Source organism: Hymenobacter terricola, assembly GCF_017921975.2.
GTDB classification, from domain to species: domain Bacteria; phylum Bacteroidota; class Bacteroidia; order Cytophagales; family Hymenobacteraceae; genus Hymenobacter; species Hymenobacter terricola.
In genome coordinates this window covers 86,060-109,171 of sequence record NZ_JAGEMO020000009.1, presented here as the reverse complement: position 1 = coordinate 109,171, position 23,112 = coordinate 86,060, and the positions used below count along the sequence as shown (strand labels likewise).

22 protein-coding genes are annotated in these 23,112 nt (G+C 60.9%); 4 read left to right on the top strand and 18 right to left on the bottom strand.

Annotated elements, in window-relative coordinates:
• Positions 1–121 precede the first annotated feature (121 nt).
• The 6 genes from J4G38_RS09205 to J4G38_RS09180 all read right to left on the bottom strand — a co-directional run bounded on the left by J4G38_RS09205 (position 122) and on the right by J4G38_RS09180 (position 3,049).
• Positions 122–1,189: an AlbA family DNA-binding domain-containing protein gene (locus J4G38_RS09205; RefSeq protein ID WP_210516835.1), complete on the bottom strand. Its 1,068-nt coding sequence runs from the start codon at positions 1,187–1,189 to the stop codon at positions 122–124.
• 131 nt (positions 1,190–1,320) lie between these two features.
• The gene (locus tag J4G38_RS09200; protein WP_210516837.1) at positions 1,321–1,623 is read right to left on the bottom strand and encodes a hypothetical protein; all 303 of its coding nucleotides are present in this window, start codon (positions 1,621–1,623) and stop codon (positions 1,321–1,323) included.
• Between the two features lie 199 nt (positions 1,624–1,822).
• Entirely contained in the window at positions 1,823–2,086 is a 264-nt protein-coding gene (locus tag J4G38_RS09195) for a Txe/YoeB family addiction module toxin (RefSeq protein ID WP_210516839.1), read from the bottom strand.
• On the bottom strand, positions 2,083–2,304 hold the full coding sequence (locus J4G38_RS09190; protein ID WP_210517024.1) for a type II toxin-antitoxin system Phd/YefM family antitoxin: 222 nt from the start codon (positions 2,302–2,304) through the stop codon (positions 2,083–2,085). Before J4G38_RS09190 ends, J4G38_RS09195 begins: the two co-directional genes overlap by 4 nt.
• 167 nt (positions 2,305–2,471) lie before the next feature.
• Positions 2,472–2,888 (bottom strand): type II toxin-antitoxin system VapC family toxin, encoded by a 417-nt coding sequence (locus tag J4G38_RS09185; RefSeq protein ID WP_210516841.1) that lies wholly within the window; start codon positions 2,886–2,888, stop codon positions 2,472–2,474.
• Complete coding sequence (locus tag J4G38_RS09180; RefSeq protein WP_210516843.1) at positions 2,885–3,049, bottom strand: hypothetical protein; 165 nt, start codon at positions 3,047–3,049, stop codon at positions 2,885–2,887. Before J4G38_RS09180 ends, J4G38_RS09185 begins: the two co-directional genes overlap by 4 nt.
• A gap of 297 nt (positions 3,050–3,346) precedes the next feature.
• Between J4G38_RS09180 and J4G38_RS09175 the strand changes: the two genes are divergently transcribed.
• A complete protein-coding gene (locus tag J4G38_RS09175) occupies positions 3,347–3,928 on the top strand; it encodes a Fic/DOC family protein (RefSeq protein WP_210516845.1) in 582 nt (193 codons plus the stop codon).
• On the opposite strand, the gene J4G38_RS09170 is transcribed toward J4G38_RS09175, so the two are convergent.
• Both J4G38_RS09170 and J4G38_RS09165 read right to left on the bottom strand, forming a co-directional pair.
• Entirely contained in the window at positions 3,897–4,091 is a 195-nt protein-coding gene (locus J4G38_RS09170; RefSeq protein ID WP_210516847.1) for a hypothetical protein, read from the bottom strand. The two genes, J4G38_RS09175 and J4G38_RS09170, sit on opposite strands and share 32 nt — an antisense overlap.
• Positions 4,092–4,153: 62 nt before the next feature.
• The gene (locus J4G38_RS09165; protein ID WP_210516849.1) at positions 4,154–4,330 is read right to left on the bottom strand and encodes a hypothetical protein; all 177 of its coding nucleotides are present in this window, start codon (positions 4,328–4,330) and stop codon (positions 4,154–4,156) included.
• Positions 4,331–5,219: 889 nt separating this feature from the next.
• Between J4G38_RS09165 and J4G38_RS09160 the strand changes: the two genes are divergently transcribed.
• Positions 5,220–6,767, top strand: coding sequence for a family 43 glycosylhydrolase (locus J4G38_RS09160; protein WP_210516851.1), 1,548 nt, complete (start codon positions 5,220–5,222; stop codon positions 6,765–6,767).
• A 228-nt stretch (positions 6,768–6,995) separates the two neighbouring features.
• On the opposite strand, the gene J4G38_RS09155 is transcribed toward J4G38_RS09160, so the two are convergent.
• From J4G38_RS09155 to J4G38_RS09140, 4 genes are all read right to left on the bottom strand, one after another.
• Positions 6,996–7,274: a hypothetical protein gene (locus J4G38_RS09155; protein ID WP_210516853.1), complete on the bottom strand. Its 279-nt coding sequence runs from the start codon at positions 7,272–7,274 to the stop codon at positions 6,996–6,998.
• A 180-nt stretch (positions 7,275–7,454) separates the two neighbouring features.
• Entirely contained in the window at positions 7,455–8,135 is a 681-nt protein-coding gene (locus J4G38_RS09150; RefSeq protein WP_210516855.1) for a hypothetical protein, read from the bottom strand.
• Positions 8,136–8,275: 140 nt separating this feature from the next.
• Positions 8,276–14,635 (bottom strand): alpha-2-macroglobulin family protein, encoded by a 6,360-nt coding sequence (locus tag J4G38_RS09145; RefSeq protein ID WP_210516857.1) that lies wholly within the window; start codon positions 14,633–14,635, stop codon positions 8,276–8,278.
• Positions 14,636–14,927: 292 nt separating this feature from the next.
• Positions 14,928–15,530, bottom strand: coding sequence for a DinB family protein (locus J4G38_RS09140; RefSeq protein ID WP_210516859.1), 603 nt, complete (start codon positions 15,528–15,530; stop codon positions 14,928–14,930).
• 266 nt (positions 15,531–15,796) lie between these two features.
• Between J4G38_RS09140 and J4G38_RS09135 the strand changes: the two genes are divergently transcribed.
• A complete protein-coding gene (locus J4G38_RS09135; protein ID WP_210516861.1) occupies positions 15,797–16,180 on the top strand; it encodes a hypothetical protein in 384 nt (127 codons plus the stop codon).
• A gap of 90 nt (positions 16,181–16,270) precedes the next feature.
• Here J4G38_RS09135 and J4G38_RS09130 read toward each other — a convergent pair whose 3' ends face one another.
• Complete coding sequence (locus tag J4G38_RS09130; RefSeq protein WP_210516863.1) at positions 16,271–17,497, bottom strand: hypothetical protein; 1,227 nt, start codon at positions 17,495–17,497, stop codon at positions 16,271–16,273.
• A 215-nt stretch (positions 17,498–17,712) separates the two neighbouring features.
• Between J4G38_RS09130 and J4G38_RS09125 the strand changes: the two genes are divergently transcribed.
• The gene (locus tag J4G38_RS09125; RefSeq protein ID WP_210516865.1) at positions 17,713–17,907 is read left to right on the top strand and encodes a cold-shock protein; all 195 of its coding nucleotides are present in this window, start codon (positions 17,713–17,715) and stop codon (positions 17,905–17,907) included.
• A gap of 79 nt (positions 17,908–17,986) precedes the next feature.
• Here J4G38_RS09125 and J4G38_RS09120 read toward each other — a convergent pair whose 3' ends face one another.
• The 5 genes from J4G38_RS09120 to J4G38_RS09100 all read right to left on the bottom strand — a co-directional run bounded on the left by J4G38_RS09120 (position 17,987) and on the right by J4G38_RS09100 (position 23,079).
• Entirely contained in the window at positions 17,987–18,481 is a 495-nt protein-coding gene (locus tag J4G38_RS09120) for a gliding motility lipoprotein GldH (protein WP_210516867.1), read from the bottom strand.
• A gap of 36 nt (positions 18,482–18,517) precedes the next feature.
• The gene (gene ricT / locus J4G38_RS09115; RefSeq protein ID WP_226163310.1) at positions 18,518–20,176 is read right to left on the bottom strand and encodes a PSP1 domain-containing protein; all 1,659 of its coding nucleotides are present in this window, start codon (positions 20,174–20,176) and stop codon (positions 18,518–18,520) included.
• A 468-nt stretch (positions 20,177–20,644) separates the two neighbouring features.
• Complete coding sequence (locus J4G38_RS09110) at positions 20,645–21,028, bottom strand: hypothetical protein (RefSeq protein ID WP_210516871.1); 384 nt, start codon at positions 21,026–21,028, stop codon at positions 20,645–20,647.
• 13 nt (positions 21,029–21,041) lie between these two features.
• A complete protein-coding gene (locus J4G38_RS09105) occupies positions 21,042–21,629 on the bottom strand; it encodes a hypothetical protein (protein ID WP_226163325.1) in 588 nt (195 codons plus the stop codon).
• Positions 21,630–21,912: 283 nt separating this feature from the next.
• Entirely contained in the window at positions 21,913–23,079 is a 1,167-nt protein-coding gene (locus J4G38_RS09100) for a zinc-dependent alcohol dehydrogenase (RefSeq protein ID WP_210516876.1), read from the bottom strand.
• Between the last annotated feature and the right edge of the window lie 33 nt (positions 23,080–23,112).

The following is a 23,112-nucleotide window of genomic DNA, read 5'->3' as shown; positions in this document are numbered from 1 at the left end:
GGGTTAGGAAGTCGGTACAAAGGGACTAGCAAACGGGGTGCAAGAGGTGGGAAACGGACTTTTTGGCTGAAATTACTTATTTGAAGTCATTAGATGTCAGCCAAAATTTCATGTATTTGGGCTAGTCCTCGTCACTCTCATCAACCTCCTCATACCAAGACTTAACATCTTCTATAGTATAGTTTGCTTGTAAAATTTGACTGCTGTGATTAAACAAATCCTGTAAATAAGTATCATCAACTTTAATTTTTCTTTTACCAAAAACCTTCTTTGATACTGATAGCATTCCTTTGAATCTTTTCCTCTCGTATTCTATCTCAGGGTCTTCAAGACCTAAGTGCTCTAGTATTTTATTTGACTTCCAAGAGTTACGAGTAAGCTTGTATTCTATATCATTTAAAACTCTTCTTAAATCCCCAAATTCAAGTTGTTCCTTAATATCAGTGGTTTCTTGCTGAAGCGTATTCACAAAATCATCCATCTGTGACTCTAAGCTGCCAGTTTGCTGTTTTACGTCGTCAATAATAGCTTCCATCTCGAACCCTAGATTTTCCACAATCCTTCGGGTATTGATTTCTAAGTCTGCTGTGCTACTCTCGACATAATCTATAAGCTCTTGGTTCTGAGAAGAAATTTCAGTTCGCAGCTCGGTTGTAGCTTGTTTAAACCTTTCTATAAAACCCGTACCCTCACTTTCTAAAAAGACTTGAAGAAGCTCTATTGGCCCCAAAGCTACATTAAGGTTATCTTTTCTTATTTTATACGTTCCACCTGACGTACAATGCGGCTTATTGATACTGGACTGTATTTCAATTCGAAAGAACGGTACATCTGCGCTATTCTCGATGTGTATTGATACCGATACAGGTGGTACACACTGAAGAGATTTATTATTTATCGACAACTTATTTTCATCCGAAATAGGACACCCAATAATTCTTCCTCGTTGTTCACCACGCTCATTGGTGTATTCTTCTACACCAATGAGAATCGCACCTCCATCAACTGAATTTGCAAAAGCAACTATATCATCACTTTTGATACCAGCCATTCCAGCTTTGAAATCAACATGACTTCCTTCGTCCTTACTAAGTAGAAACCTAGCTCTCGCAGAAAGGCCTGAATAACTAGACTTACTACTACCAGCAGTAGCTAATGATTTAATCTTCTCAGCACTTGGCTTTTTCATAGTATTTTATTTCCTGTATTAGGCCTTCTTAAGTTATTCAAAAATAATTATTGATTTCTAAACACCGAATATAACAGCCGTCTCATATAGACTAAAAACCGGCCATTGGGTGGGGGGAGAAGAAGCTTAGTTCATTGAACCAGTTGACGCTTATTGAAAAAGCCTAGGATAACAGCTAAAAACCCTACAACAGAAAGCCCGGGAATAGATTTAGTAAAAATACTTTGACTGAAATAGAACAAGCCAAACGGAATTACAATAGCGAAAACGACTGCGAAGAAGACAAGACGCAAAACATCCCCTACCCCAACCTCTTTGACCTCTTTGCTCTGAACCTTGCCAAGAGCATAACAGAACACCACAAATCCTATTTCCAATGCCTTGCAAAAAGCGTCGTAGGCAACGGTTTCAAAAGACAAATCAGAAATAGACATGGAGCACTGTTGAATTCAGCAGAAATAGCAAGCTACACAGAAGCTCCTGTTTCTTCAGCGGCGGGGGCAGCGGGCGGGGGTGGCGTAGGAGCGGATGCTACTCCGAAGCGGTGGGTTCGCTCAGCGGGACCTGCGGGGCGTGGAGCGGCGGCAGGCGGGGCGCGTGGGGGCGTCAGGCGGGGCGGGCGCGCCGGGGAGTTTATCTATCGCCGTAGTGGAAACGGCAGGCGGCAATGCGCAATCCGTCGTCGGTGGCTTTGTAGACTAAGCGGTGTTCGTGGTTGATGCGCCGCGACCAGTAGCCGCGCAGGTCGCCTTTCAGGGCTTCGGGCTTGCCGGTGCCAACAAACGGCGTGCGCTGGCACTCCTTCAGCAGCGTGTTGATTTTGCGGAGAATGGCGCGGTCAGTTTCCTGCCAGTAGACATACTGTTCCCAAGCAGCTTCATCCCAAATAAGCTTCATGCGTCGATGAGGTTGTGCTGCACGCCCTTGCCGCTCTCCAGGCGCTCAATGGCATCCTTCAGGGCTTTTGCGTTGGCCGGGTTGCTCAGCAGATACTCCGTTTCGTCCTGCGGCTTGGATTTAACGCGGGCCGGTGTCGCTTTCACAAACGGCAGGCTTTGCAGCAGCTCCATCATGAAGGCCGCTTTGTTATCAGGGATTTCCAGCGTGATTTTCATACTATCCAAAACTACGAAGATTCCGCATAGTTCCTGCCGCCTGCTTGCCGCTACACATGAAGCTCCTGTTTCTTCAGCGGCGGGGCAGCGGGCGGGGGCGGCCGTTGGGGCGGCCGTGGGGCAGAAGCTGTCGTATCGTTCTAGCAGTGGGGACAGCGGGGGCGGTACTACGGATTGTCAATCCAGTTTTCCTGCACCAAGCCGGAGATATCGGCAAAGTGGCGGGTGTTGCGCGTAACCAGCGTGAGGCTGTGGCGGAGGGCCGTGCAACCTGTCATCAGGTCGAAGTCATCGACGGGACGGCCGGCGCGGCGCAGGCGGGTTTTCTCAGCGGCGTAATGCTCAAAGCAGTCCGCAATGGGTAAAATGTGGCCTTCAAAGGCAGTGCGCAGCCCATTTAGCGCCAGTCGGTTGGCGGCCTGCTTAGTTAGGGCACTATTGGCCACGCCGTACAGCATTTCGGCGATTGTCAGCTCACTGATAAAGCAATTGTCGAAACCAATGCTGTCCAGCTTTTCGACAATGCCGTATTCGTTTTTGGTGAAATGAATGCAGATATTGGTATCCAGCAAATAGAAGCTCATAGCTCTACGTCGCGGTCGCGGAAGTGCCGCGATTCCATTAACATCTTATTGATTTCATCCCCGCTCTCGTCGGACTGCCAGGAACCCGCAAACGCCAGAAAGCGCCGCCGCCGCTCTTCCTCGGAAATAGCAGCAGCCGGAGGCGTGGCAGTAGCTTTCACGCCTAGGCGCTGCGCCAGATTCAGAAGCAACTGCAGGTCAGAGTCATTAGTTGGCTCTAAAACAAGTATAGGTGTCATATTTGGCAGATGCTGAACGACGAAAAGAAACTATGCTGCTTCCAAAGCTAAGTTACGCAGAAGCTCCCGTTTCTTTCAGCGGCGGGCGCAACGGGCGGGGGCGGCACATGAGAGCAAGCTACTGAAGAGGCGGTGGTTTCGCTCAGGCGGGGCGGGCGCGCCGGGGAGTGCTTACGGAGCTAAAGTAGCTACTTTGGTACCATCAATTCGCATTTACCCGTGGGCCACTACACCAACGCACCCGAAGACAACCTGCTCGGCCTGACTGACCGCCGCCTGCTCGACGAAGCCGAGGCCGAAGGCGTCATCCGGGCCGAGAACTTTCTCTACGACCTACCCGAAGAAACCGACTTCACGGTAGCGCTGCTGCTCGACCTGCACCGCGCAGCCTTCGAGCGCGTGTATGGTTGGGCGGGGCAATACCGGCGCTCCAACCCCAACGTGGGCAGCTTCCTGCCGCCGTCGTTTCAGCAGGTGCCCACGCTGCTCTACCAGTTTGCCGACGAAGTGCAGCACCGGCAGCAGTTGGTGCGTACTGAAGCGGAGCTAGCAGCCTTGCTGGCGTATGCACACCACCGGTTTGTGGCCATTCATCCGTTCACCAATGGCAACGGCCGCACGGCCCGCTTGCTTACCAATTTTCTGGCATTTCGCTACGGCTATCAGGAACTTGCCTTGTACCAGCGCGTGGCTGGGGCTGACCGTGAGGCTTATCTAACCGCCATAAAAGCCGGGAACTCCGGCGACTATCGGGAACTGGAGAAGTTGATTAGCGCACAGCTTCGCCGGTTTGGCGAATAGTGGTGGCGGCACGCTCGGCTTCTACTTTTTCGTAAAGGGCTTCCAGCCGTTCCATCGGCACGGTCTGGTTTTCCAGCGCCATTGTGCCATATACCGAGCGCAGCATCATCTGCCGAACGAAGCTCGGGTTTTGCAATTGGGCATAGCGCTGGCGAAAAGTCATAGTGCAAATTTACGAATTGCTTTTGGGCCGGTTACTCTGGCGGGAGTCCATCAGCATCTTGTTTAGCTCATCCCGCTTTCATCCGATTGCCAGGAACCAAACAAGGCCAGAAAACGGCGCTCCAGCGACAGCTTAGCGGCTGGCGAAGCTGTCGCTGGAGCGCCCAGCCGCTGCGCCAGACTCAACAGCAGATGCAGGTCGGAATCGTTGGTGGGTTCTAATACAAGGGTAGTTGTCATTGTCGGAAGATTCTGCTTGCACAAGTTACACAGAAGCTCCTGTTTCTTTCAGCGGCGGGCGCAGCAGGCGGGGGCGGCGCATGAGAGGAAGCTACTCCAAAGCGGTGGTTTAGCTCAGCGGGACCTGCGGGTGTGGGGCGGCGGCAGGTGGGGCGCGTGGGGCGGGGCTGGGGGCGTCAGGCGGCGCGCGCGCGCCGGGGAGGGCTACTTTTTGTAATGGCCTTGTCGTTTTCGACAAGGTAGGCCACCGTACGCCCACACATCACCAGCTGGTCCTCGTACTGTTCCATCCAATTTAGAATGGAGTCGCTCCATCGGGCGTCGCAAGCCGAAGCTTACGACCGTCAACGCACACGCTCTTAAAGACAAATAACCAGCCTCTCTGCCAGCGCTCAAGCCCCCGCCACAACGCAAAAGCACTACCCCGCATCCCCAAAACACCTCCCGGCATCGCAACTATCCCCTGCCCCACTAAATAACCTGCTTTTGCTGAGCTTACCCCATCTTCCCAACAGGGCTTTCCTTCCAAAAACGTATATTCATAGCTCATTCAACCTTCTTTTTTCACTCCCCTCAAAAATATTTCCAGAATTAATATCTTAGAAAAATCAAATTTCTACCTGAATCAATACAGCAAATCCGGTAGTCCTGGCCCAAAATATGCTTTTAGTACCCTGGGCGCTAATTAGCCTCACCAGCAACATTTAAGCCTGCCAAAAACCTGTATGTCAGCCAGTATTTTCCCGCATTCGCCGACTATTTTCCGAACTTTGCCTACCCGAACGCCGTTTGCCCGTCATTATTTATTCCAAATTACTACCTTTCGAAACCGGGAAGTAGAACTATTTCAAAAGTCGCTCTCCCCTCTATTCTCCTTATACTATCCTCCGTGTCGATTGAACTAGAACAGATGGCCCAATTGGCCATCACCCCCGGCATTTCGCCCGAAACTGCCCCCGCCCCCCGCCGCTCCTACGACCATGTGGTGCTGCCCGGCGACTTCCCCGACCCCACCGTCACCAAAATCGGCGATACCTATTGGGCCAGCGCTACCTCCGCCGAGTGGGGCGCCGTATTTCCCCTCTTCACCTCCAAAAACCTACTCGATTGGGAACTGGTGGGCCACGTTTTCCCCGAGGCCCTGCCCGAGTGGGCCGGCTCCAACTTCTGGGCCCCCGAGTTCTACCAGGAAAACGGCCGCACCTACGTCTACTACACCGCCCGCCGCAAGGGCGGCATGCTCTGCGTAGCCGTCGCCAGCGCCGACCGTCCGGAAGGCCCCTACCTCGACCACGGCCCCCTCGTGGGCCAGGAAGCTGGCTCCATCGACGGCTTCGCCATCCCCGACGAGCATGGCGACCTCTACCTCATCTGGAAGGAAGACGGCAACTCCTGCCACCAGGACACCCCCATCTGGGCCCAGCGCCTCAACGACGCCCGCACCGCCCTCATCGGCGAGCCCACCGAGCTGTTCACCAACGACGTGAAGTGGGAAGGTCCCCTCGTGGAAGGCTCCGCCCTGGTGCGCCACCACGGCTGGTTCTACATGTTCTACGCCGGCAACAGCTGCTGCGGCAAAGGCTGCAACTACGCCACCGGCGTGGCCCGCTCCCGCCACCTGCTCGGCCCCTGGGAAAAGCACGACCAGAACCCCATCCTCGACCGCAACGCCGCCTGGAAGTGCCCCGGCCACGGCACCGTCACCGAGCTCGACGGCCGCTGGTTCCTTCTTCACCACGCCTACGCGGCGGAAAGCCACGAATTTGTTGGCCGTCAGGGCCTGCTCTCCGAATTCACCTGGAACGCCCAGGAGTGGCCCGAGTTTGTGAACCGCAGCCCCCAGGCCGCCCCCCTCGCCAACGTCGCCCACCTCAACATCGCCGACGAGTTCGAAGGCCATAAGCTGGGCCTCGGATGGCAGTGGCCCATCACCGCGCCCCAGCCCATCACCGCCGTGCGCCACGGCCAGCTGCACCTCGCCGCCGGCTCCTCGCGCCTGGGCACCCTGGTGGCCCGCCGCACCCACGCCGCTACCTACAAAGCCGCCACCACCCTCGATTTCGCCAATCTCCCCGTCGATACCTTCGCCGGCCTTGCCGCCGTGGGCGACCCCTACAACGCCCTCGCCCTCATGGCCGGCAACGGCCAGCTCCAAATCTGGCACGTCAAAAGCGGCAAGCAGCAAACCCTGGTGCAGGTGTTCATCGACCCCTGCGCCACCCTCACCCTCCGCCTTGAAGTATGGGGCGGCCAGCGCTACCGCTTCGCCTACAGCACCGACGGGGCCACCTGGCAGCCCCTGCCCACCGAGAACTTCTCCCTCAACGGCACCTACCTCCCCCCCTGGGACCGCGGCGTGCGCGTCGCCCTCGTCGCCCAAGGCGCCGAGGACACCGCCGCCACCTTCAACAACTTCATCATCCGCAACCAGCGCTAAGCCGCAGAACGAAGCTCATCGCCCGTCCTGCTCAGTTACCCTTCCTGACCCAAGTTGCGGAGTCGGCAGTCAAGCCCCAGCGGGGGCGTACCAGGAGGGCGGCGCTCGTTGGGGCTAAGGTTCAGTAGGCCGCAACTTGGGTCTCCTAAACAACTTCCATATAAAAAGGCCAGGTCCCCGCACGGGACCTGGCCTTTTTGCTACTGAGTTACAGTCGCCTCGGCAAGCTTACATTTTGCCCATCTTGTCGTGGTTCATCTTGCTGTGGTCCATTTTGCCTTTGGCCATCTTGCCGTGGCCCTTCGCCATTTTGCCTTTCGACATCTTGCCGTCGGCCATCTTGCCGTCCATCATTTTACCGTCGGCCATCTTGCCGTCAGCCATTTTTCCGGTGGCCATTTTGCCACCGTCCTGCGCCAGGCAGGTAGCCGGAGCCGCCAGCGCCACGCCAAGAAACAGAGCAGCGGCCAGAACCACTTTGGGAGCGAGAATGTGAAGAATTTTCATGGTATTGGGCTTAAAGTGAAAATGAAGAGTGGTTAGTATGGCCCGGCAGACGCCCCTCATCGCTGGGCCTTACGCCGCACTCCCTTTTTCTTTTGGCCGCTGCGCCCAACCGCACAAAAAACGGCAACGCCCGGCACTACAGTGCCGGGCGTTGCCGTTGAAACCTGATAAGCAGCCGTCCTAGCGGTGGTGCTTTTTGGTCTTGCTCTTCGTTTTCGAAGGCGTGCTTTTCTTCGTGGCTTTGTGGGCAGTGCTCTTGTTGCTGCTGCTTTTCTTGGCGCTGCTGTGGCTGCTTTTGGCTTTGCTGGTTTTGCTCTTCGACGTGCTTTTGCTGGTGTGCGCCGCCGATTTGGTTTTGGTCTTCGACTTGCTCGTTTTGCTGCTGTGCGAAGTGGCTTTGTGCGCTTTCGCCTCGCTCGATTTCGACTTGCTGCTGTGGCTGCGCGACGAATGGCGGGCGGCGCGGCGGGCTTCTGCCCGAGCCTCGGCCCGGGCAGAAGCCCGAGATTCTTCGCGGCGGGCGGCGGCCCGGCGGGCAGCCAGCCAATCGGCATGGCGGGCCTCATAGCTGCGGGTAGTGTGGGCGGGCACGGCGGCCTCACGGGCCTCATCGGCCGACTCGGCGTAGTGCGCCGTCGCATCCGATTCGGGAGCGGCGGTGTTCTCTTCGGCGCTGGCTTTGGGAGCCTCCGTCACGATTTTCTTGCGGCGCACCGGCATCAGGAAATCCCGCTCGGCGCGTTCGCGCAGGCTCAGGTTTTCTTCGCCGGGCAGCTTCGTTACGGGGATTTGCTTCTCAGTTTGGGCTTGCGCACCGCCCCAGGTCAGGAGCAGCGTGAGGAGGACAAATAGGTGCTTCATAAACAAATATAAATAAAATCGACAGAAGACAAAGCTACAGTCTACCTCGGTTAAATGCAAGTGAGCGCAGCCATAAAGTGGTTTCAAACGCAGGCAATGCTGTTTACAAAGCCTAAGAGCCTATTCGCGCGGATATTAGGCTACGGCGCCACCCGCAGCCGCACCCCGGCTGAATGTGCGCCAAATTCGGGAGCATACAGACACTGTACCTGACTGAGGCCACCCGAAAAATCACCGGCCTGGCTGGCCCGCAGCCGGTACTCAAACACATGCGTTCCACGCGGCACTTCGCTCAAAAAGAAGTTCGTGGCCGCATCCCGCGGCGACTCATAGTAGCCCAGGCCGTTCTGGTAGCGGTAGCCGCTGGTCTGGGCGATGGGCTCCAGCCCGGCGGCGCGCTGGTCCTTGAGGTGCACGTATTCCAGGGCACGGTCGGTGCGCAGCACGAGCCGCACCACCAGCGCATCGCCAATTTTAAGCGGCGAAGCGGCCGTGAGTTTCTCCAGCACCGGGCCTCCGGCCGTGCGCGTTTCGCGGTATAGCTCGCGCTCCAGGCTGAGCGGCGTGGCGGCGGACGTCACCTTGTCAATATCCTCGAAATACTGCCAGTAGAGCGCCCCCCAGGCCACGCCTGCATCGGGCTTGGTGAGGGTGACTTTGCCTTGCGCGGGCTGCACCTCGGCCGCCGGCCAGCTGGTTTTGAAATAGCCGGTGCCGGCTTGCGCCGCCTCGGGCTGGATGGCCTGGCCGCCCACAGTCACTTGCAGCGGCTGGGCAGGCACCAGCCAGTCGGAGCCGCGCAGCAGCAGGGCGTAGCAGGCATCGGCGGTGGCGCGGGTGCTTTCCCAGTTGTGGGTTTGCTTTTGCTTGAGCAGCCAGAGCTTCATTTCATCCACCGATTTCTGGTCGTTTTTGACTTCGTCGAAGGCTTCGATGAGGGTGGCCTGGGTTTCGGTGGGGGCCTCGCGCCAGTAGTAGCCACCGCGCACTTCCTTCCAGTACATGCCCAGCTCGGGCGAGTGCAGGGCGTTTTCGGCTAGAGCACGCAGGATGTCCTGCGACGCGGGCGCGGTTTTGCCGGCACGAAACAGGCTGAGCGCAACCTGCGCCTGCAGGTAGCGCGTCTGGGCGGACCAATACCTGGCGGCCTGCTCGCGGTAGTACGCGTAGGCAGCTTTGGCAGCGGCGCTTTCGGCCTGTTGCGGCCAGAAGCTCCGGGCGTACAGGGCCTGAATTTGCAGGTCGCCGAGGTGGTTATCGGCCAGCTTCACGTGTTGACGGCGGCGCAGTTCGGCGTAGTCGTGGGCCGTGGCAGCGTCGAGGTAGTGCAGGGCCTGCGTCAGCAGGGCGCGGCCAGCCTCGTCGTTGTCGGCATCAAAGGCCCCCAGCTTCTTTAGCTTGCCAAGCCCGGCCACGATGAGCTGGGTGATGTAGCGGTCATCGGGCATTTTATCGAACCACGGAAACCCACCGCCGGGCAGCTGCATTTTCTGCAGCTTGAGCAGGGCGCGGCTGGTTTCGCCCTGCAACCGGGTTTCGTCAAACAATTCGGTGAGGCGGGCCAGGCGCTCGGTTTCGCCCTGGGCGTCGCGCACCCAGGGCGTCTCTTGCAGCAGCAGGTTTTTCAGCTCCTGGTTTTGGGCCAGCTTGCTGGCAAGCGCGTTTTTCTGGGCCGCGGTGCCGCTTTGGGCCTGCCGCGCCCACTCGGCTAATATGGTTTTGAAGCGCGGATTGGACTTGAGAATCCGGGCCGCGATGAGGTTGGCGTAGAGGCGGCTGAATACCTGCTCGGAGCACTCGTAGGGGTACTCCATGAGGTAGGGCAGGCTCTGCACGGCGTACCAGGCGGGGTTGGCCGTCATTTCCAGCGTCAGGCCGTAGTTGCGGCGCGTGGGACTGCTGGTGCTGGTCAGCCTGGTCAGTTCGAACGTGCGGGTGCCGGGCCCCACGATGGGCAGCGGCAGGCTCTCGGTGATGAGAATGCGGTTGGGGAGCACGGGCAATGTGTTCTCCTCCCCATCGGAATACGAAACACCTGCCAACTTGTCTGATTTCGACTCTTTTTCTGCCACAACCGACTCTCCAAGGTCCGGTTTCGACCCTTTTTCTGCCACAACCGACTCTCCGAGGGTCGGTTTCGATGCTCCGAGGTCCGATACCGACTCTCCGAGGCCCGGTTTCGACCCTCTGTGCTTCGATTTCGGCTCTTTATGCTTCGGTTTCGACCCTTCGAGGTCCAAAACCGGCCCTCCGCCGGTCTGCGCTACTACCCGATATGTCACCGCCACCGGCGCAAAATCATTCGGGAGCGCAATTTCCCAGCCCAGCGCGGCGCTCTGGTGCGCGGCGGCCGACACGGCTTGCTGCGCCGGCCCTTTCACTAATTGACTGGTGATGTCCTGGCCCGTGGCGGCATCGAGCAGGAATAATTGGGCAGTGCCGCTGGTGGCGTGGTCGGTCAGGTTCGAGAACTTGGCGGGGAAGGTGAAGGTGTCGCCCTGCCGGAAGAAGCGCGGGGCGTTGGGCGAAATCTGAATTTCCTTTTGCGTCACAAGCTGCCGGGCCAGCTGGCCGCTGTGCAGGTTTTTGTCGTGGGCCAGGGCCAGCAGCTGCCAGCGCGTCACGGCCTCGGGCATCTGGAATTCGAGCACCACGTCGCCGTTTTTGTCGGTGCGCAGGGCCGGCTGCCAGAAGGCGGTTTCGCGGAAATCGGTGCGCGTGGGCACGGTAGTTAGGTCAGGGGCGGCGGGCTTTTTCGGATTGCCATAGCCTACGGCAACTACCTCGTTGAGCTGCTTTGAATCAGCCATTGCCGCCGAGGCCATTGGAGCAGGGGCGGCAATGGCTTCGGCCGCCATTGGCAAGGCAGCTCCTTTTATTCTAATAGCAACTCCACTTACCCGCCCTTGTAATGCTCTCGAACCATATCCTTCAGGGCGAACGGCACCACCTAGTGCTTGCACGAATCTATCCAGAAAGAGTCCACCACCATATTGAGTATTGAGGACCGGGTAGCTCATAACTACCATTTCAAACACGTTATTTTGTATTAGCAATGCTTGGGAATTCAACTCACCAAAATTCCCCTGCCACTGAAACCGGGGCGGGTAATACCCCGGCCCAAATTCCAGCCCCAGAAAGCTATGCGGCCGGAAAACATCCAGGCTCTGGTCGTACAGCGTGGCCAGCAGCTCGGCATCGGCAGCCTTGCCGTTGGCCTGGTGGATGGTCACGCGCCAGGTTTCCTTCTGGCCGGGCTGGAGCTTGTCGCGGAACGTGGCGATGGACAGCTGCAGCGGCTGCGGTTTCTCGGCCACCTGCACGGTGGCCTCGTGGCGGTAGAGGTGGTTGTCGCGCACCTGCGTGGTGTGAATGTAGAGCGGACCGAGCGCCGTGCTGGGGCCGCTTTCGATGCTCAGGCGGCGCTGCTCGTTGGCAGCCAGCGTGAGCCATTCGGAGCGCAGCAACTGGCCCTCGCGCTCCACTTCCAGCAGGATGCGGGCGCCGGCTTCGCTGCTGCCTAGCAGCACGGTGGCCGGCTGGCCGGGCGCCGCGGTATCGGCCAGGGCCACAAACCAATCGGGCGTGGCATAGGGCACGGTGGCCGCCCGCGAGTCGTAGAGCGTGAAATCAAGGTGCGTCGTGTCGGTTTCGGCCGTGAAGGCTTCGAGGCGGTAGCGGCCGGTGGGCAGGGCCGCCAGCGCAGCTTTCAGGTCGAGGGCCGGGCTGGTTTTGGTATCGAAAGACAGCGTGTTTACCAGCTCCGGCTTGGCCTCATTTTCTTCGGTTTCGGGCGCGGGACCGGGCACGCCGGCCGGGTTGGGGTGGTAGTGCCGGGCCAGCAGGCGCAAGGTGCCGGCCGCGGGCAGCGGCTCGCCGGTGGCGTTGGTACCCAGCAGCGTGATGATGGGCAGGTGCTGCTTGTCGGCCGCATCGGGGCCGGCCAGGCGCAGGCTGAGCGGATTGCGGCCAATGGGCAGGCTGCGGGTGCCGGTGCGGGTTTCGCCGGCCGCGTCGGTTACGTCGGCGGTTATCTCGAACAGGTAGCCCGGCTCCCATCCGCGCCGGCCCGGCACTTTGGGCACCAGCGGCGGCGTGAAGGTGATGCTGAAGCGGCCCTCGGCGTCGGTAGTGGTGGTGCCGTGGGCAATTTCCTGGGTGCCCCGGTTGCCGCCGGGCACGTAGCGGCCGCGCCCGCCGTAGCCGTAGTCAAACAGTGGAAGCAGCTCGCGGCGGGTGACGCGGTAGCTCACCGTGGCCCCGTCGGTGGCCTGCCCGGCGTAGGCGCGGGCCTGCCCGCCCACGCTGAGCGGCTGGCCCAGCTGCGGCTGCCCGGCCACGGGGTCGAGGGTGACGAGGAAAGTGGGCCGCTTGTAATCCTCCACCGCAAAGCTGAGGCTGCCGTGGTCGGTTTGCAGGCTCATTTCACCGTTCAGCAGGCCCGTGGGCAGCACCAGCGAACCATTGAACGAGCCAAACTCCGAGGTCGTGAACGGCAGCGTCTGCACGGTCTGGCCGTTCACGTCCACCAGCCGCACGCTCACCGATTGATTGACGACGAGGCTGCTTTTTTCGCGCTGGGTTTCGGTCAGAATGCCTTTGAAATACAGCGTTTGACCGGGCCGGTAAATGGCGCGGTCGGTGAAGAGAAAGGTGCGACGCTGGGCCTGTTCCGCTTGGTTACGATTGGGCTGATAGTACCCGCCAATATTGCTCAGTTGAAGTGAATCGGCCCCATGCCAGAGGTGGACGCCCCGGATGCGGCTGTTGTAGTCGAGGGCATCGGCAGTGGTGTTTTCCGGCGTGAGCAGCAGCGTTTCCCCCTTCACATCCGTCCGGACGATGCCCGTGGCACGCGTTATTTCTCTACTGGTTTTGCGGTCGTAATATTGATAGGTAACCTGGGCCTGCACCCCAGCCAACGGGGCGCCGCTCTGCCGCTGCAACACCAGCAAGCGCGCGGCACCCGTATCAACGTCGTGCCGGTTCACGGCACTCAGCTCACTGGCTCCCACAAACGCATAGCTCGTCACCGCGCCCGGCCGCTGGTCAGTAGGTTTGGTAGCCTGGTTGCTGATAATCACCAAATAGTAGCCAATAGGCAGCGCCGAACCCGCCGCCGCAAACTTTTGCTCCTTATAGTCCTGCGGATGCGTAGGAACCGGCACCGCCCAGGCAGCAGCCGGCGCATTGCGCAGGGAGCGAGCGTAACGCTGGGCCACCGTGCGGTTCTTCTCGTCGTAGTCTCCCGATTTTTCCCACTCTTTCAGCGAAATCCGATACGCCCAGGCGTGCAAGCTGGTCACGTTGCGGGCCGTCACATCAAACCGCCAGGGCTGGTTGGGAATCACGATATCGGCCGCCGAAAACGCTGATTCCGGCCGTTCAATCTGCTCCCGCAGCTGCCGGGCCCGCGCCGCGCCCCGCGATTTCGGAAACCGTGCCTCGGCTTCCCGCGCCAGCTTCACGGCGGCTACCGGGTCAGTTTCGCGCGCGGCCTCGGCCCGGCGGGCCATAAACTCGGTGCTGATGGGCAACGCTTTGTAAGCTTCCGCCATGCGCACCAGAGCGGGCTCGTACTGAGTGGCAAGGGTGGTGTTTGGGGTGAGGCCGTGCAGGTAATCAATACGGCTCAAGTCCACATCGGCCAGGGCCGCCAGGTTTTGCGGAGCCAGCTGCTGGCGCGAAGCCGTGAGGCGCTGCAATAGGTGCAGTACGTGCAGCTGGCTGTTCAGCGAGTCGGCATCGGGGGCCAGCAGGCGCAGGGCCGCAAACTCGGCGGCAGTGCCGAACAGCTTGGGGTCCGTGAGTTGGAACTGCTGCTCGGGCCGGGTCACGTACAATTCCTGGTTTTTCAACCCCTCAATGGCGCGCTGGGCCAGCAGGTCGTACAGCGTGGGGCGCAGGGCGCGGCCCTCCGCATCGCCACCCACGGCCAGGTCGCCGAGGTCGGCCAGGGTGGTTTTCAGCTGGCGCTGGGGCTCATTTTCCACCGACTGGTAGTAGTGCCGCACGATGGCGGCGCCCAGCCGGCCCAGGTCCCAGGTGGCGAGGCCGGTGCCGCCGTCGGCCGTTTGCTGGTTGCCAGCGGTGGGCGCGGCCCCGGCCGTGCGCTGGTAGAGGCGGTAGCGGTTTTGGTTTAAATACTGGGTGTATTGCTCGGCCAGCAGCGAGTGTAGAATGGGCCGCGCCGGGAAAGTGGCTGTTTTCAATTCTACTTCGAGCAAGCCGATAGCCTTTTCGGTTTCGTCATCCTCCCTGGCTTGCAGCAGTCGGATTTTATACAGCAGGGCCCGCACGTAGGCCGGGCTGTCGCCGGCTTTTTTGGCCTGTTGATAAATGGCTTCCACCAACGGCGCAGCCGTGGCGGTCTGGCTTTTGGCCAGTAGTGCGTTTATTTTTTTCCAGCGCGCCGCGTAGGGGCCGGGCGGCACGGGGGCGGCAGAGTCAGCATTGAAAATCATGGTGAGCAACAGGCAGGCAAACAGGAACAAGCGCATAGGCGAAAGGCAAGAAGGGAACGTTGAGGCCCTAAAGATGCCTGGCAGGCTTTTATTGCATACGCAGCCTCCAAAAGTCCCCCGGAGATTATGACGTTTCCCGCCCAAAGCCATCGGCCACGCCCAGCGCCTTTAGGCAAAGGGGTTGCTCGTTGTTAGTTGTTGGTTGTCAGCCAATATGCTGTCAACTAACAACGAGCAACTAATAACCGACAACTCAGCCTCCTGGTAAACAGCCCAACCCCGCGCCAGGAGCTAGCGCGGGGTTTGATAGCAAAACAATAAGCTGAGCTTAAGCTGCCGAAGCCTTTGCGTTGGCACTCACCCCGCTGCCCGCCAACACGGCTTCGGCCTGGGCCACGTGCCGCTGAATGTGCACCACCAGAAACTCCAGCTGGTCAGTAAGGCGCAGCAGCAGCAGCGGAAAAATGGCGTTGGGAATACGGATGGCATTGGCATTTACTTGCCGGGCCAGTAGCACAAGCCGCAGCAGCTCATCGAGCTGGCGACTAAAAACCTCGGTCACCGTGCGGGGCAGGCGGGTGCCGGTGGGGGCGTATCGCTGGGGCGAAATGTAGGCTTTGGTGCTGGCCGGGGCGCGCATCGACTCCACAAAACGGCGGCCGATAAAGCCTTGCTTGGCCGTAGCCGCCGGCTTGGAGCCTCGGGCCTGGGCCTTGGCAATGCGCGCCGCGATGCTGGGCAAGTAGTACCCGCCCACGATGTTAAGGTGCTCCAGGCACTGGCCGGCACTCCAGCGGCTGGGGCCGGGGCGGCGGTTCAGCTCTTCGGCGCTCAGCGGACGAAAACGCTGCTGGGCCTGCACCCGCAGCACCAGCAAGTCATTAGTTAGCTGGTCAAAAAAATCGGAGGTGGCGCGGACGGCGGCGGGCATAGGCGCAGGGGCTAACAAGCCGTAAACATACAATTTAGCAGCGGATTCCGGGCACTTTATCTCCTAACGGCTCAGCTTAACGGCCGTCAATTGGTGAAGGGTGGGTAGCTTGGCTGCATGGTAAAACAACGTTTTTTGTATCAAAGTGCACTGCTGGTTTTATTGGCCACCGCGTTTAGTACCAGCACGGCGTGGGCTCAGGCGGTGCCCAACCCCGGCGAGCGGGTGGAGAGCCTGGTCACCTTCGGCGCGCAATCGGATAAGCAGTGGGGCGACGACGATTTCAGCCAAACCTTCTTTTTCTCATCCCCGAAGAGCAACGCGCCCCGGTCTACATCCGGGTATTTGACCCCGACTACGGGGGCAAAAACGACGACCTGAAAGGCCCTGCCAACACCACTACCTCATTCAGCCTCTGCGGGGGCCGGGCACGTTCAGCGGCTCTCAAGGCCCGTGACCCGCGCCCCACCAACCCCGCTCCTACCGGCCGCCTGCTCAAGAGCCAGACCTTTGGCAGCAAGCCGCAATACGACAGCAAGTGGTACACTTTCGGCCCGCTCAACCCATTGAAAAGCGAAATGGTAGACGAGTTCAAAGGCCACGTTTTCAAGTTGGTGGCCCGCCCCGCTATCCGTACGACATCGGCGTAAAAATGCACCGCTAGCCTTGAGGGGCAAAGCAGACCGTCATGCTTCGACTCCGCTCAGCATGACGGTCTGCTTTGCCCCTTTCCTTACTTCTTATTCGTCGGCTTCGCCGTCGCGGCCGGCGTTGCGCTGCGGGGCACCGTGGTCGTCACTGTTTTCATCGCCGGCTCGGTTCTCCTGCCGGGCAGCTTCGCCGTAGTTCTGGCTGCGGTCTTCGCTGCGCTCCTCGCCTTTGGCAGGCGAGCCGGCCTTGCTGTTGGGGTTGCTGTCGTCGTAGGCATCGTTGTACGAGCCGCCACGCGAGCCCACGCCCTGGGCCGAGTCGCCGTTCTTGGCCTGGGGCTGCACGTAGCCGTTGCGGTCGTTGCCGGTGTTAAAATCGGGGGTGTCGTTGGGCTGGTTGCGGCCCCGGTCGTCGGAGCCCTGGCTGCTGGCGGGGCGCTGGCCGCGTTGGTCGGCCATCTCGGCATCATTGGTGGAGTAGCCGGGGTGCTGCTCTTCGTGGCGGCCCTGGTTATCGGTGCCGGTTTGCGTGGGCAGATAGTCCTCGGTCTGGTTACGGCGGTCGGGGTTGGTTGGGGCACTGCCTTGCGCGGCGGCATCGGCACCGGGGGTCGCGGCTCCTCGCAGCGAGGTGTGGCCGTAATCGCTGGCGTAGCCGCGGTCAGTGCCCAACGGGGAGCCATTGTCGTTCTGGTGCGCCCCCCCGGCATTCTTTAGGGTATCGGGGTTCGTGCCGGGCTCAAAACCGTAGTCCGTACGGTTATCGGGCCGCTCGTCGCGGCCGTCGTAGGCGCGGTAGGCATTGTCCTGCGGGCCGGGGGCACCGGGGCCGCCGTAGTACCGGTCCTCGGCCGAATCGCGCGGCTCGTAGTCGGCCAGCCGGTTTTGGTTGCCGAAGCCGCCGTGGGTGGTGCCACCCTGGCCCTGGGTCCCGAACTCGCCCCGGTTGGGGTCACTGTCCTGGTTTTCGCGGCGGTCCTCGTCGCGATAGCTGTTTTGGGTGCTGTTGCTGAAGTTGCCACCGTAGTCCCCGGTCGGCTCAAGGTCGGCGGGGTTGACCTCTTTGTTTTCCTGGGGCGGGGTGTCGGCATCCACGGCCCCTTTGCCGACGCTTGTTTCGGCGCTGGCCAGGGCTTCGCTCGATACGGGAGTGGCGTTGGTGGGGGCACCGCCCGGCATTCCCACGCCGGTGCCGGGGCGGCCGGGCTTGGCAGCAGTGTTGCCCACCGGCCCATCAATGCGGTTGCCCGCAATGTCATTGGACTCGGTATTCAGGTTTATTTCCTCGTTTTCCATGGCGTGCGAAAGGAGTTGCAATCAGTGAACGGATGAACTACTCAGCTATACGACGCGCGCCCCAGCCCGTTGCTGGCATTTGAAGGGGCCGCTTTCCGGCGCGGGCGCACGGCAGTTCGATGCCGTCATTTTACCTTTGCCGGGCCACGCGCTGGCGCCGCCCGCCTTACATGGCCAGCCCAACGGCGGGCGGCGTTATTCCAAGGCTCCATTCATTTTTTTATTACCCCACGCTTATGCTTACCGGCACCGTTAAGTTTTTCAACGACTCTAAAGGCTTCGGCTTCATCGTCGCCGACGACACCCAGGAAGAAATTTTCGTCCACCAAACCGGCCTCATCCACGAAATCCAGGACGGCGACCGGGTGCAGTTCACCATCAAAGCCGGCAAGAAAGGCCCCAACGCCGTTGACGTCACCCGCCTGCAATAAGGTTTCTCACCTCGCCATTAGAAATCAAAAAGCCGGCCCCGCGCAATGCAGGGCCGGCTTTTTTTGATGCGCGGCGCCTCTACTTCGTCGCTGCCACGTGCTTGGCCACCCGCACGCCCACGGCCATGAGGCCCGGCAGCTGGTCCTGGCGCATGTACTGCTCCAGGGTGAGGGTGTAGTTGCCGGCTTTGGCGAAGTGCTGCTTGGGCAGGGCCAAGAGTTGAATGTCGTAGATGTCGCCGGTGCCGCTGCCTTTGGGCTCGCCGGTTTTGGGGTCCATCAGCAGCATTTGGTGCAACAGCGGCGGGCCGGCCGGGCCAGCGGGCCCTGCCAGGGTGTGCTTCACATAGAGGTTATAAAAACCGTAGGCAGAGGCGTAGCGCACGTTGAAAAATACGTCGTACAGCGCCGCCGTATCCTGAATAGCGAAGGTAAAGGCCGGCTTTTGCTGCACGTCCCAGGAGTACTTCGGGAAATCAATATTCTGCTCAAACACCCGGTTGGGGTCGCAGGCGGTGAGCACGCACAGGAGCCCGACGGCCGTAGCCAATCGACAAGCAAAGCGCTGGTTCATGCGGATAGGTGGCATTCGAAAACGAAACGGCATTGCTTACGAGCCAGCCGGTGCGGGATTGGATGCTGGCGCCGCGCCACCTTCGCCGGCGGGGCCACGGCCGCCACGCCGGTTGCGGCCACCGCGGCCTTCGCGGCGCTCTTCGCCTTCGCGGCGGGGCCGGGGCTCACCCTTTCCTCCGCCTTCGGCCGCGGGCTTGGGCGTGGCCGTTGAATCGGAACGGCGGGGTCCTTCGGGGCGGCGGTTGCGGCCGCTTCCTTCGGGCCGGGGCTCGCCGGCTTCGCCTTCGGGGCGGGGCGTGTCGCTGCTCCGGGCCCGGCCACTGCGGCGGTTGAGGGGGCGGGCGGCAGCACCGCGGCGGCCGCGCTGCTCGGGCACATCGCCCAGGGCGGGCGTCGGGTTGTCGGGGTCGCCGGGGCCGGGGCTGGTCATTTGCTCGGGCGGGCGGGGGCCGCCGGGGGCGGCACCAGCGGGCCGGCGCCCATCGCGGGGAGTCCGGCCTTCCCGCGGTTCGCGGGGCGGGCGGGCTTCCCGGCCTTCACGGGGCTCGGTGCCGGGCTCGCGGGCGGCGCGGGGCTCGCGCTCGGGGCGCGGCTCCCGGCCTTCGCGGGGAGCGCGGGCTTCGGAGGTTTCGCCGGGGTTAGCGCCATCTTTCAGCTCGCCACGGGTTTTCTTGCGCTTGGTGCGCTTGCCGCCCGATTTGATTTTATCGTCAAGCCGGTCGAGCGAGCCTTCCACGATAGCCGACACTTCGGGCTCGGGAGCTTCCTCGCGCGGGGCCAGCAGGCTTTCAATTTTCTCGCCGCGCTTGTTCATATCCAGCAGCTCGCGCACGCGGGCCGTGTCGAGCATCACCCAGTTATTGTCGCCTTTGAAGGCAAACCACATGCGGCGGCGGAAGATGTCGGTTTTCTGCAAGAAGGCTTCGCCCTTAGCAGTTTGCAGGGGGCGCTGCACCTGCGGAATGTCCTTCAGGGCATCGAGGTAGGCGTCGAGCTCGTAGTTGAGGCAGCACTTGAGGCGGCCGCACTGGCCGGCCAGCTTCTGGGGGTTGAGGCTCAGGTTTTGGTAGCGGGCGGCGGTGGTGCTCACGGTTTTGAAGTCCGTCAGCCACGTCGAGCAGCACAGCTCGCGCCCGCAAATGCCCAGCCCGCCGATGCGGCCGGCCTCCTGGCGCAGGGAAATCTGGCGCATCTCGACGCGCACCCGAAACTCATCGGCCAGGCGGCGGATAAGCTCGCGGAAATCGACCCGGTCCTCGGCCGAGTAGTAAAAGAGGGCCCGGGTACGGTCGGCCTGGTACTCCACGTCCGAGAGTTTCATGCGGAGGCGCAGCTCGCTCACCACGGCGCGGGCCCGGAACATGGTGCCGGTTTCGAGGTCGCGCACGGCCTGCCAGCGCTCCTCGTCGTCGGGGGTGGCGATGCGCAGGATGGGGCGGATTTCCTTGGAGTCGGTGGGGATTTTCTTCTTGCGCATTTGCAGGCGCACCAGCTCGCCTTTCAGCGAAACGTGGCCGAGGTGCCAGCCGCTGCCGGCGGCTTCCACCACCACGGCATCGCCGGTCACAAGGGGCAGGCGCTGGTCGTTGCGCATGAACTCCTTGCGCCCGCCCTTGAAGCGGATTTCGACCATGTCGAACCCGGCAAACGAGTCGGGAATCTCCACGTCCTGGAGCCAGTCGAACACATTCATGCGGTTGCAGCCGCCGGAGCTACAGCCCCCTTTCGAGCCGCAGCCCCCTACTTTGGTGGTGCCGCAGCCCCCACCGGTTGAACAACTTGAGCAAGCCATTTGGCTGAATATCTATAAGTGAAGCGGCGCATTGTCCCGGCCGCTGATGAGTGGGAATTTAGCAAAGATAACCCGTTTGGGGAAGGGAAAGGTTTGCGCAGAGAAAGGTGCCATAACGGTCCCGGCGCGGTCTGGCGCGGCCGATAAGACCCGCGCTTTGGTTGCACTATGCCTGACCGTGGGGCCATCGGGTCCGCGTCGATGCTTCGCCGGAAGGGAGCTTTTGCGGATGGTGGTGTGCAGGTGGTCGGCCACGTACTAAACGGTGCATCATAAAAACGAAACGCGAGCGGCCCTCGAAGGCACTCGCCGCAAGGAAAACGCCCCGACCAAACCGGCCGGGGCGTTCGCCTGGCGAAGCGAAAGCGGCTAAAGATTCGCCGGCTTCTTGGCGGCGGCTACCGGGGCCACGGCCGCAATCACGTCGAAGCCGTAGTCGCCGAGGGCGGCGGGGTTGGCGGCGTGCTTGGCGAGCAGGGTGTCGCGCGAGCGCCGGTCGAGGTCGGTGAAGGAGGCCAGGTGCGGGTCGCGCTCGCCGTAGAGGGCTTTCAGCTCCTTTTCCAGCTCTTCGATGCGAATTTGGGCCGCCACGGCGGTGAGGACATCGGGGCCCAGTTCGTCCCAGGTGGGCGAATCGAGGATGAGGAGCGGCGACTTGGTGCCGAGTTTCTGGTGCTGGGCGTAGACGAGGCCGGTGAGCTTCATCAGCTCGCCGGGGTTTTCGGGGATAACAACACGCGGTTTGCGGGCCATGGTAGAAGGGCGCTCAAGGGTATGTGAAACTCAAGCAGCTAAATGTAACTGCTTTTTTTACAATCTCTTTCCCAGCTCCTGAGGCCCGTTCCGGGAAGCTGACTTTCCCAATCCGGGTTCCGGTTTGGCAAACCTGAACCCGGGAATGCCAAACCGGAACCCGGATTAGCAAACCTGAACTCCGATTTGGCAAACCTGAACCCGGGTTTGCCAAATCGGAGTTCGGGAACGGCAAACCGGAACCCAAGTTTGCCAAACTTGAACTCCCGGATGGCAAACCGGAACCCGGGAACGGCAAACCGGAACCCAAGTTTGCCAAACCGGAGCTCAGGTTTGCCATCCGGGACTTGCCGACATGAAACCGGGCAAGATGGCGGCCGCGGCCGCACTCATTTGTGCCGCCGGGCATTTGCGTCATGGCCGCTACGCGGGGGGGGCGGCCGCTACCGCCACGGTCAGGACCAATAAGGCTGCTGCCGGCCAGCGTGCTCACCCTCCCAGCGGGCGTAATCCGGCGGATTAGTTGGCTGCCGGCATCGGCCACGTACACGGTGCCCGCCGCAGCTACAGCTACGCCGGTAGGGTAATCGAAGGTCGGCATCAGTGCCCCGGCATGCGTGGGGGCCGCTTGGGAAGCGGCGCTCGCAGCAGGTGGCCCCGCACCGATACCGGACGGGCGGCTAATGGCGGCCCCACCCACAGCCACCACCGTGAAGCCGAGCAGCAGCCGGGTAGTTCTTTTTTGCATCATCAGAGAAGGGGGCGAAGGCCTTTCCAAATATAGCCTCCCTCCACACGCGGCCCCCTACCCTACCGGCTTTCAACCCAAAACGCCCCGACCAAACTGGCCGAGGCGTTTTTATAAGAGATAACAACCCTTCACTTTACTCGCCGGGCTTGAGCACCACTTTCACGCAGCCGTCTTTCTTGTGACGGAAGATGTCGTAGCCATGGGGGGCTTGGCTCAAAGGCAGGCGGTGGGTGATGATGTCATCGAGCTTCACATCACCGTTCGAAACGTGCTGCATGAGCTTGTCGATGTGCTTGTGGGCGGGGGCCTGGCCGGCCTGGATGATGATGCCCTTGTCGAAAATCTGGCCCAGCGGGAAGTTGTCGAACGGCGTGGCGTACACGCCCAAGATGGACACGAACCCGCCCCGGCGCACGGCGCTGATGCAGGCCAGCACCACTTTGTCGGAACCTTTTTCGAGGTTCACGACGGATTTGGCGCGGTCGCCCAGGTTGCGGTCGGGCTCGAAACCCACGGCTTCCACGCACACATCGGCCCCGTAGCCGCCGCTCATGCTCCGGATTTCGTCCACCACCTGCTGGTGGCTTTCCCAGAGAATGCCTTCGGCGTTGGCCGATTTTTTGGCCATATCGAGGCGGTACTGCCGGGTGTCGACGATGATGACGCGCCTGGCACCGCGCAGCCAGGCCGATTTGGCGGCCATGATGCCCACCGGACCGGCCCCGAAAATGGCAATGGTTTCGCCGCCCTTCACCCCGGCCCAGTCGATGCCGGAATAGCCCGTGGGGAAGATGTCGGTGAGGAAAAGCACCTGCTCATCGGTGAGGTTGTCGGGCACTTTGCGGGGGCCGAAGTTGGCGTAGGGCACGCGCACGTACTCGGCCTGGCCGCCGTCGTAGCCGCCATACAGGCTGGTGTAGCCAAAGAGGGCGCCGCCTTTTTCGGTCACCAGGCCGCCTTCGGGGCCGTAGTGGTCGGGGTTGGAGTTTTCGCAGTGGCCGGGCAGGTCGTGGTTGCAAAACAGGCAGTGGCCGCAGGCTACCGGGAAGGGCACCACCACGCGGTCGCCGCGCCGCAGGTTGGTCACGCCCTTGCCCACTTCCTCCACAATGCCCATGAACTCGTGGCCGAGGGTTTGGGGCGTGGGCTGGGGCAGGCTGCCGTTGTAGATGTGCAAATCGGACCCGCAAATGGCCGTGCTGGTGACGCGAATAATGGCATCGCGCGATTCGTGGATTTCGGGGTCGTCGACATTGTCGACACGGACATCACGCATGCCGTGAATTCGGAGAGCTTTCATGCCAGGAGCGTTAGAAGTGGAAAAGAAAAAACT

Excerpts from the sequence above, each read along its gene's own strand:
- J4G38_RS09205 (WP_210516835.1), bottom strand. The coding sequence starts at position 1,189 with ATGAAAAAGCCAAGTGCTGAGAAGATTAAATCATTAGCTACTGCTGGT.
- J4G38_RS09200 (WP_210516837.1), bottom strand. The coding sequence starts at position 1,623 with ATGTCTATTTCTGATTTGTCTTTTGAAACCGTTGCCTACGACGCTTTT.
- J4G38_RS09195 (WP_210516839.1), bottom strand. The coding sequence starts at position 2,086 with ATGAAGCTTATTTGGGATGAAGCTGCTTGGGAACAGTATGTCTACTGG.
- J4G38_RS09190 (WP_210517024.1), bottom strand. The coding sequence starts at position 2,304 with ATGAAAATCACGCTGGAAATCCCTGATAACAAAGCGGCCTTCATGATG.
- J4G38_RS09185 (WP_210516841.1), bottom strand. The coding sequence starts at position 2,888 with ATGAGCTTCTATTTGCTGGATACCAATATCTGCATTCATTTCACCAAA.
- J4G38_RS09170 (WP_210516847.1), bottom strand. The coding sequence starts at position 4,091 with ATGACTTTTCGCCAGCGCTATGCCCAATTGCAAAACCCGAGCTTCGTT.
- J4G38_RS09165 (WP_210516849.1), bottom strand. The coding sequence starts at position 4,330 with ATGACAACTACCCTTGTATTAGAACCCACCAACGATTCCGACCTGCAT.
- J4G38_RS09155 (WP_210516853.1), bottom strand. The coding sequence starts at position 7,274 with ATGAAAATTCTTCACATTCTCGCTCCCAAAGTGGTTCTGGCCGCTGCT.
- J4G38_RS09150 (WP_210516855.1), bottom strand. The coding sequence starts at position 8,135 with ATGAAGCACCTATTTGTCCTCCTCACGCTGCTCCTGACCTGGGGCGGT.
- J4G38_RS09145 (WP_210516857.1), bottom strand. The coding sequence starts at position 14,635 with ATGCGCTTGTTCCTGTTTGCCTGCCTGTTGCTCACCATGATTTTCAAT.
- J4G38_RS09140 (WP_210516859.1), bottom strand. The coding sequence starts at position 15,530 with ATGCCCGCCGCCGTCCGCGCCACCTCCGATTTTTTTGACCAGCTAACT.
- J4G38_RS09125 (WP_210516865.1), top strand. The coding sequence starts at position 17,713 with ATGCTTACCGGCACCGTTAAGTTTTTCAACGACTCTAAAGGCTTCGGC.
- J4G38_RS09120 (WP_210516867.1), bottom strand. The coding sequence starts at position 18,481 with ATGAACCAGCGCTTTGCTTGTCGATTGGCTACGGCCGTCGGGCTCCTG.
- ricT (WP_226163310.1), bottom strand. The coding sequence starts at position 20,176 with ATGAATGTGTTCGACTGGCTCCAGGACGTGGAGATTCCCGACTCGTTT.
- J4G38_RS09110 (WP_210516871.1), bottom strand. The coding sequence starts at position 21,028 with ATGGCCCGCAAACCGCGTGTTGTTATCCCCGAAAACCCCGGCGAGCTG.
- J4G38_RS09105 (WP_226163325.1), bottom strand. The coding sequence starts at position 21,629 with ATGCCGACCTTCGATTACCCTACCGGCGTAGCTGTAGCTGCGGCGGGC.
- J4G38_RS09100 (WP_210516876.1), bottom strand. The coding sequence starts at position 23,079 with ATGAAAGCTCTCCGAATTCACGGCATGCGTGATGTCCGTGTCGACAAT.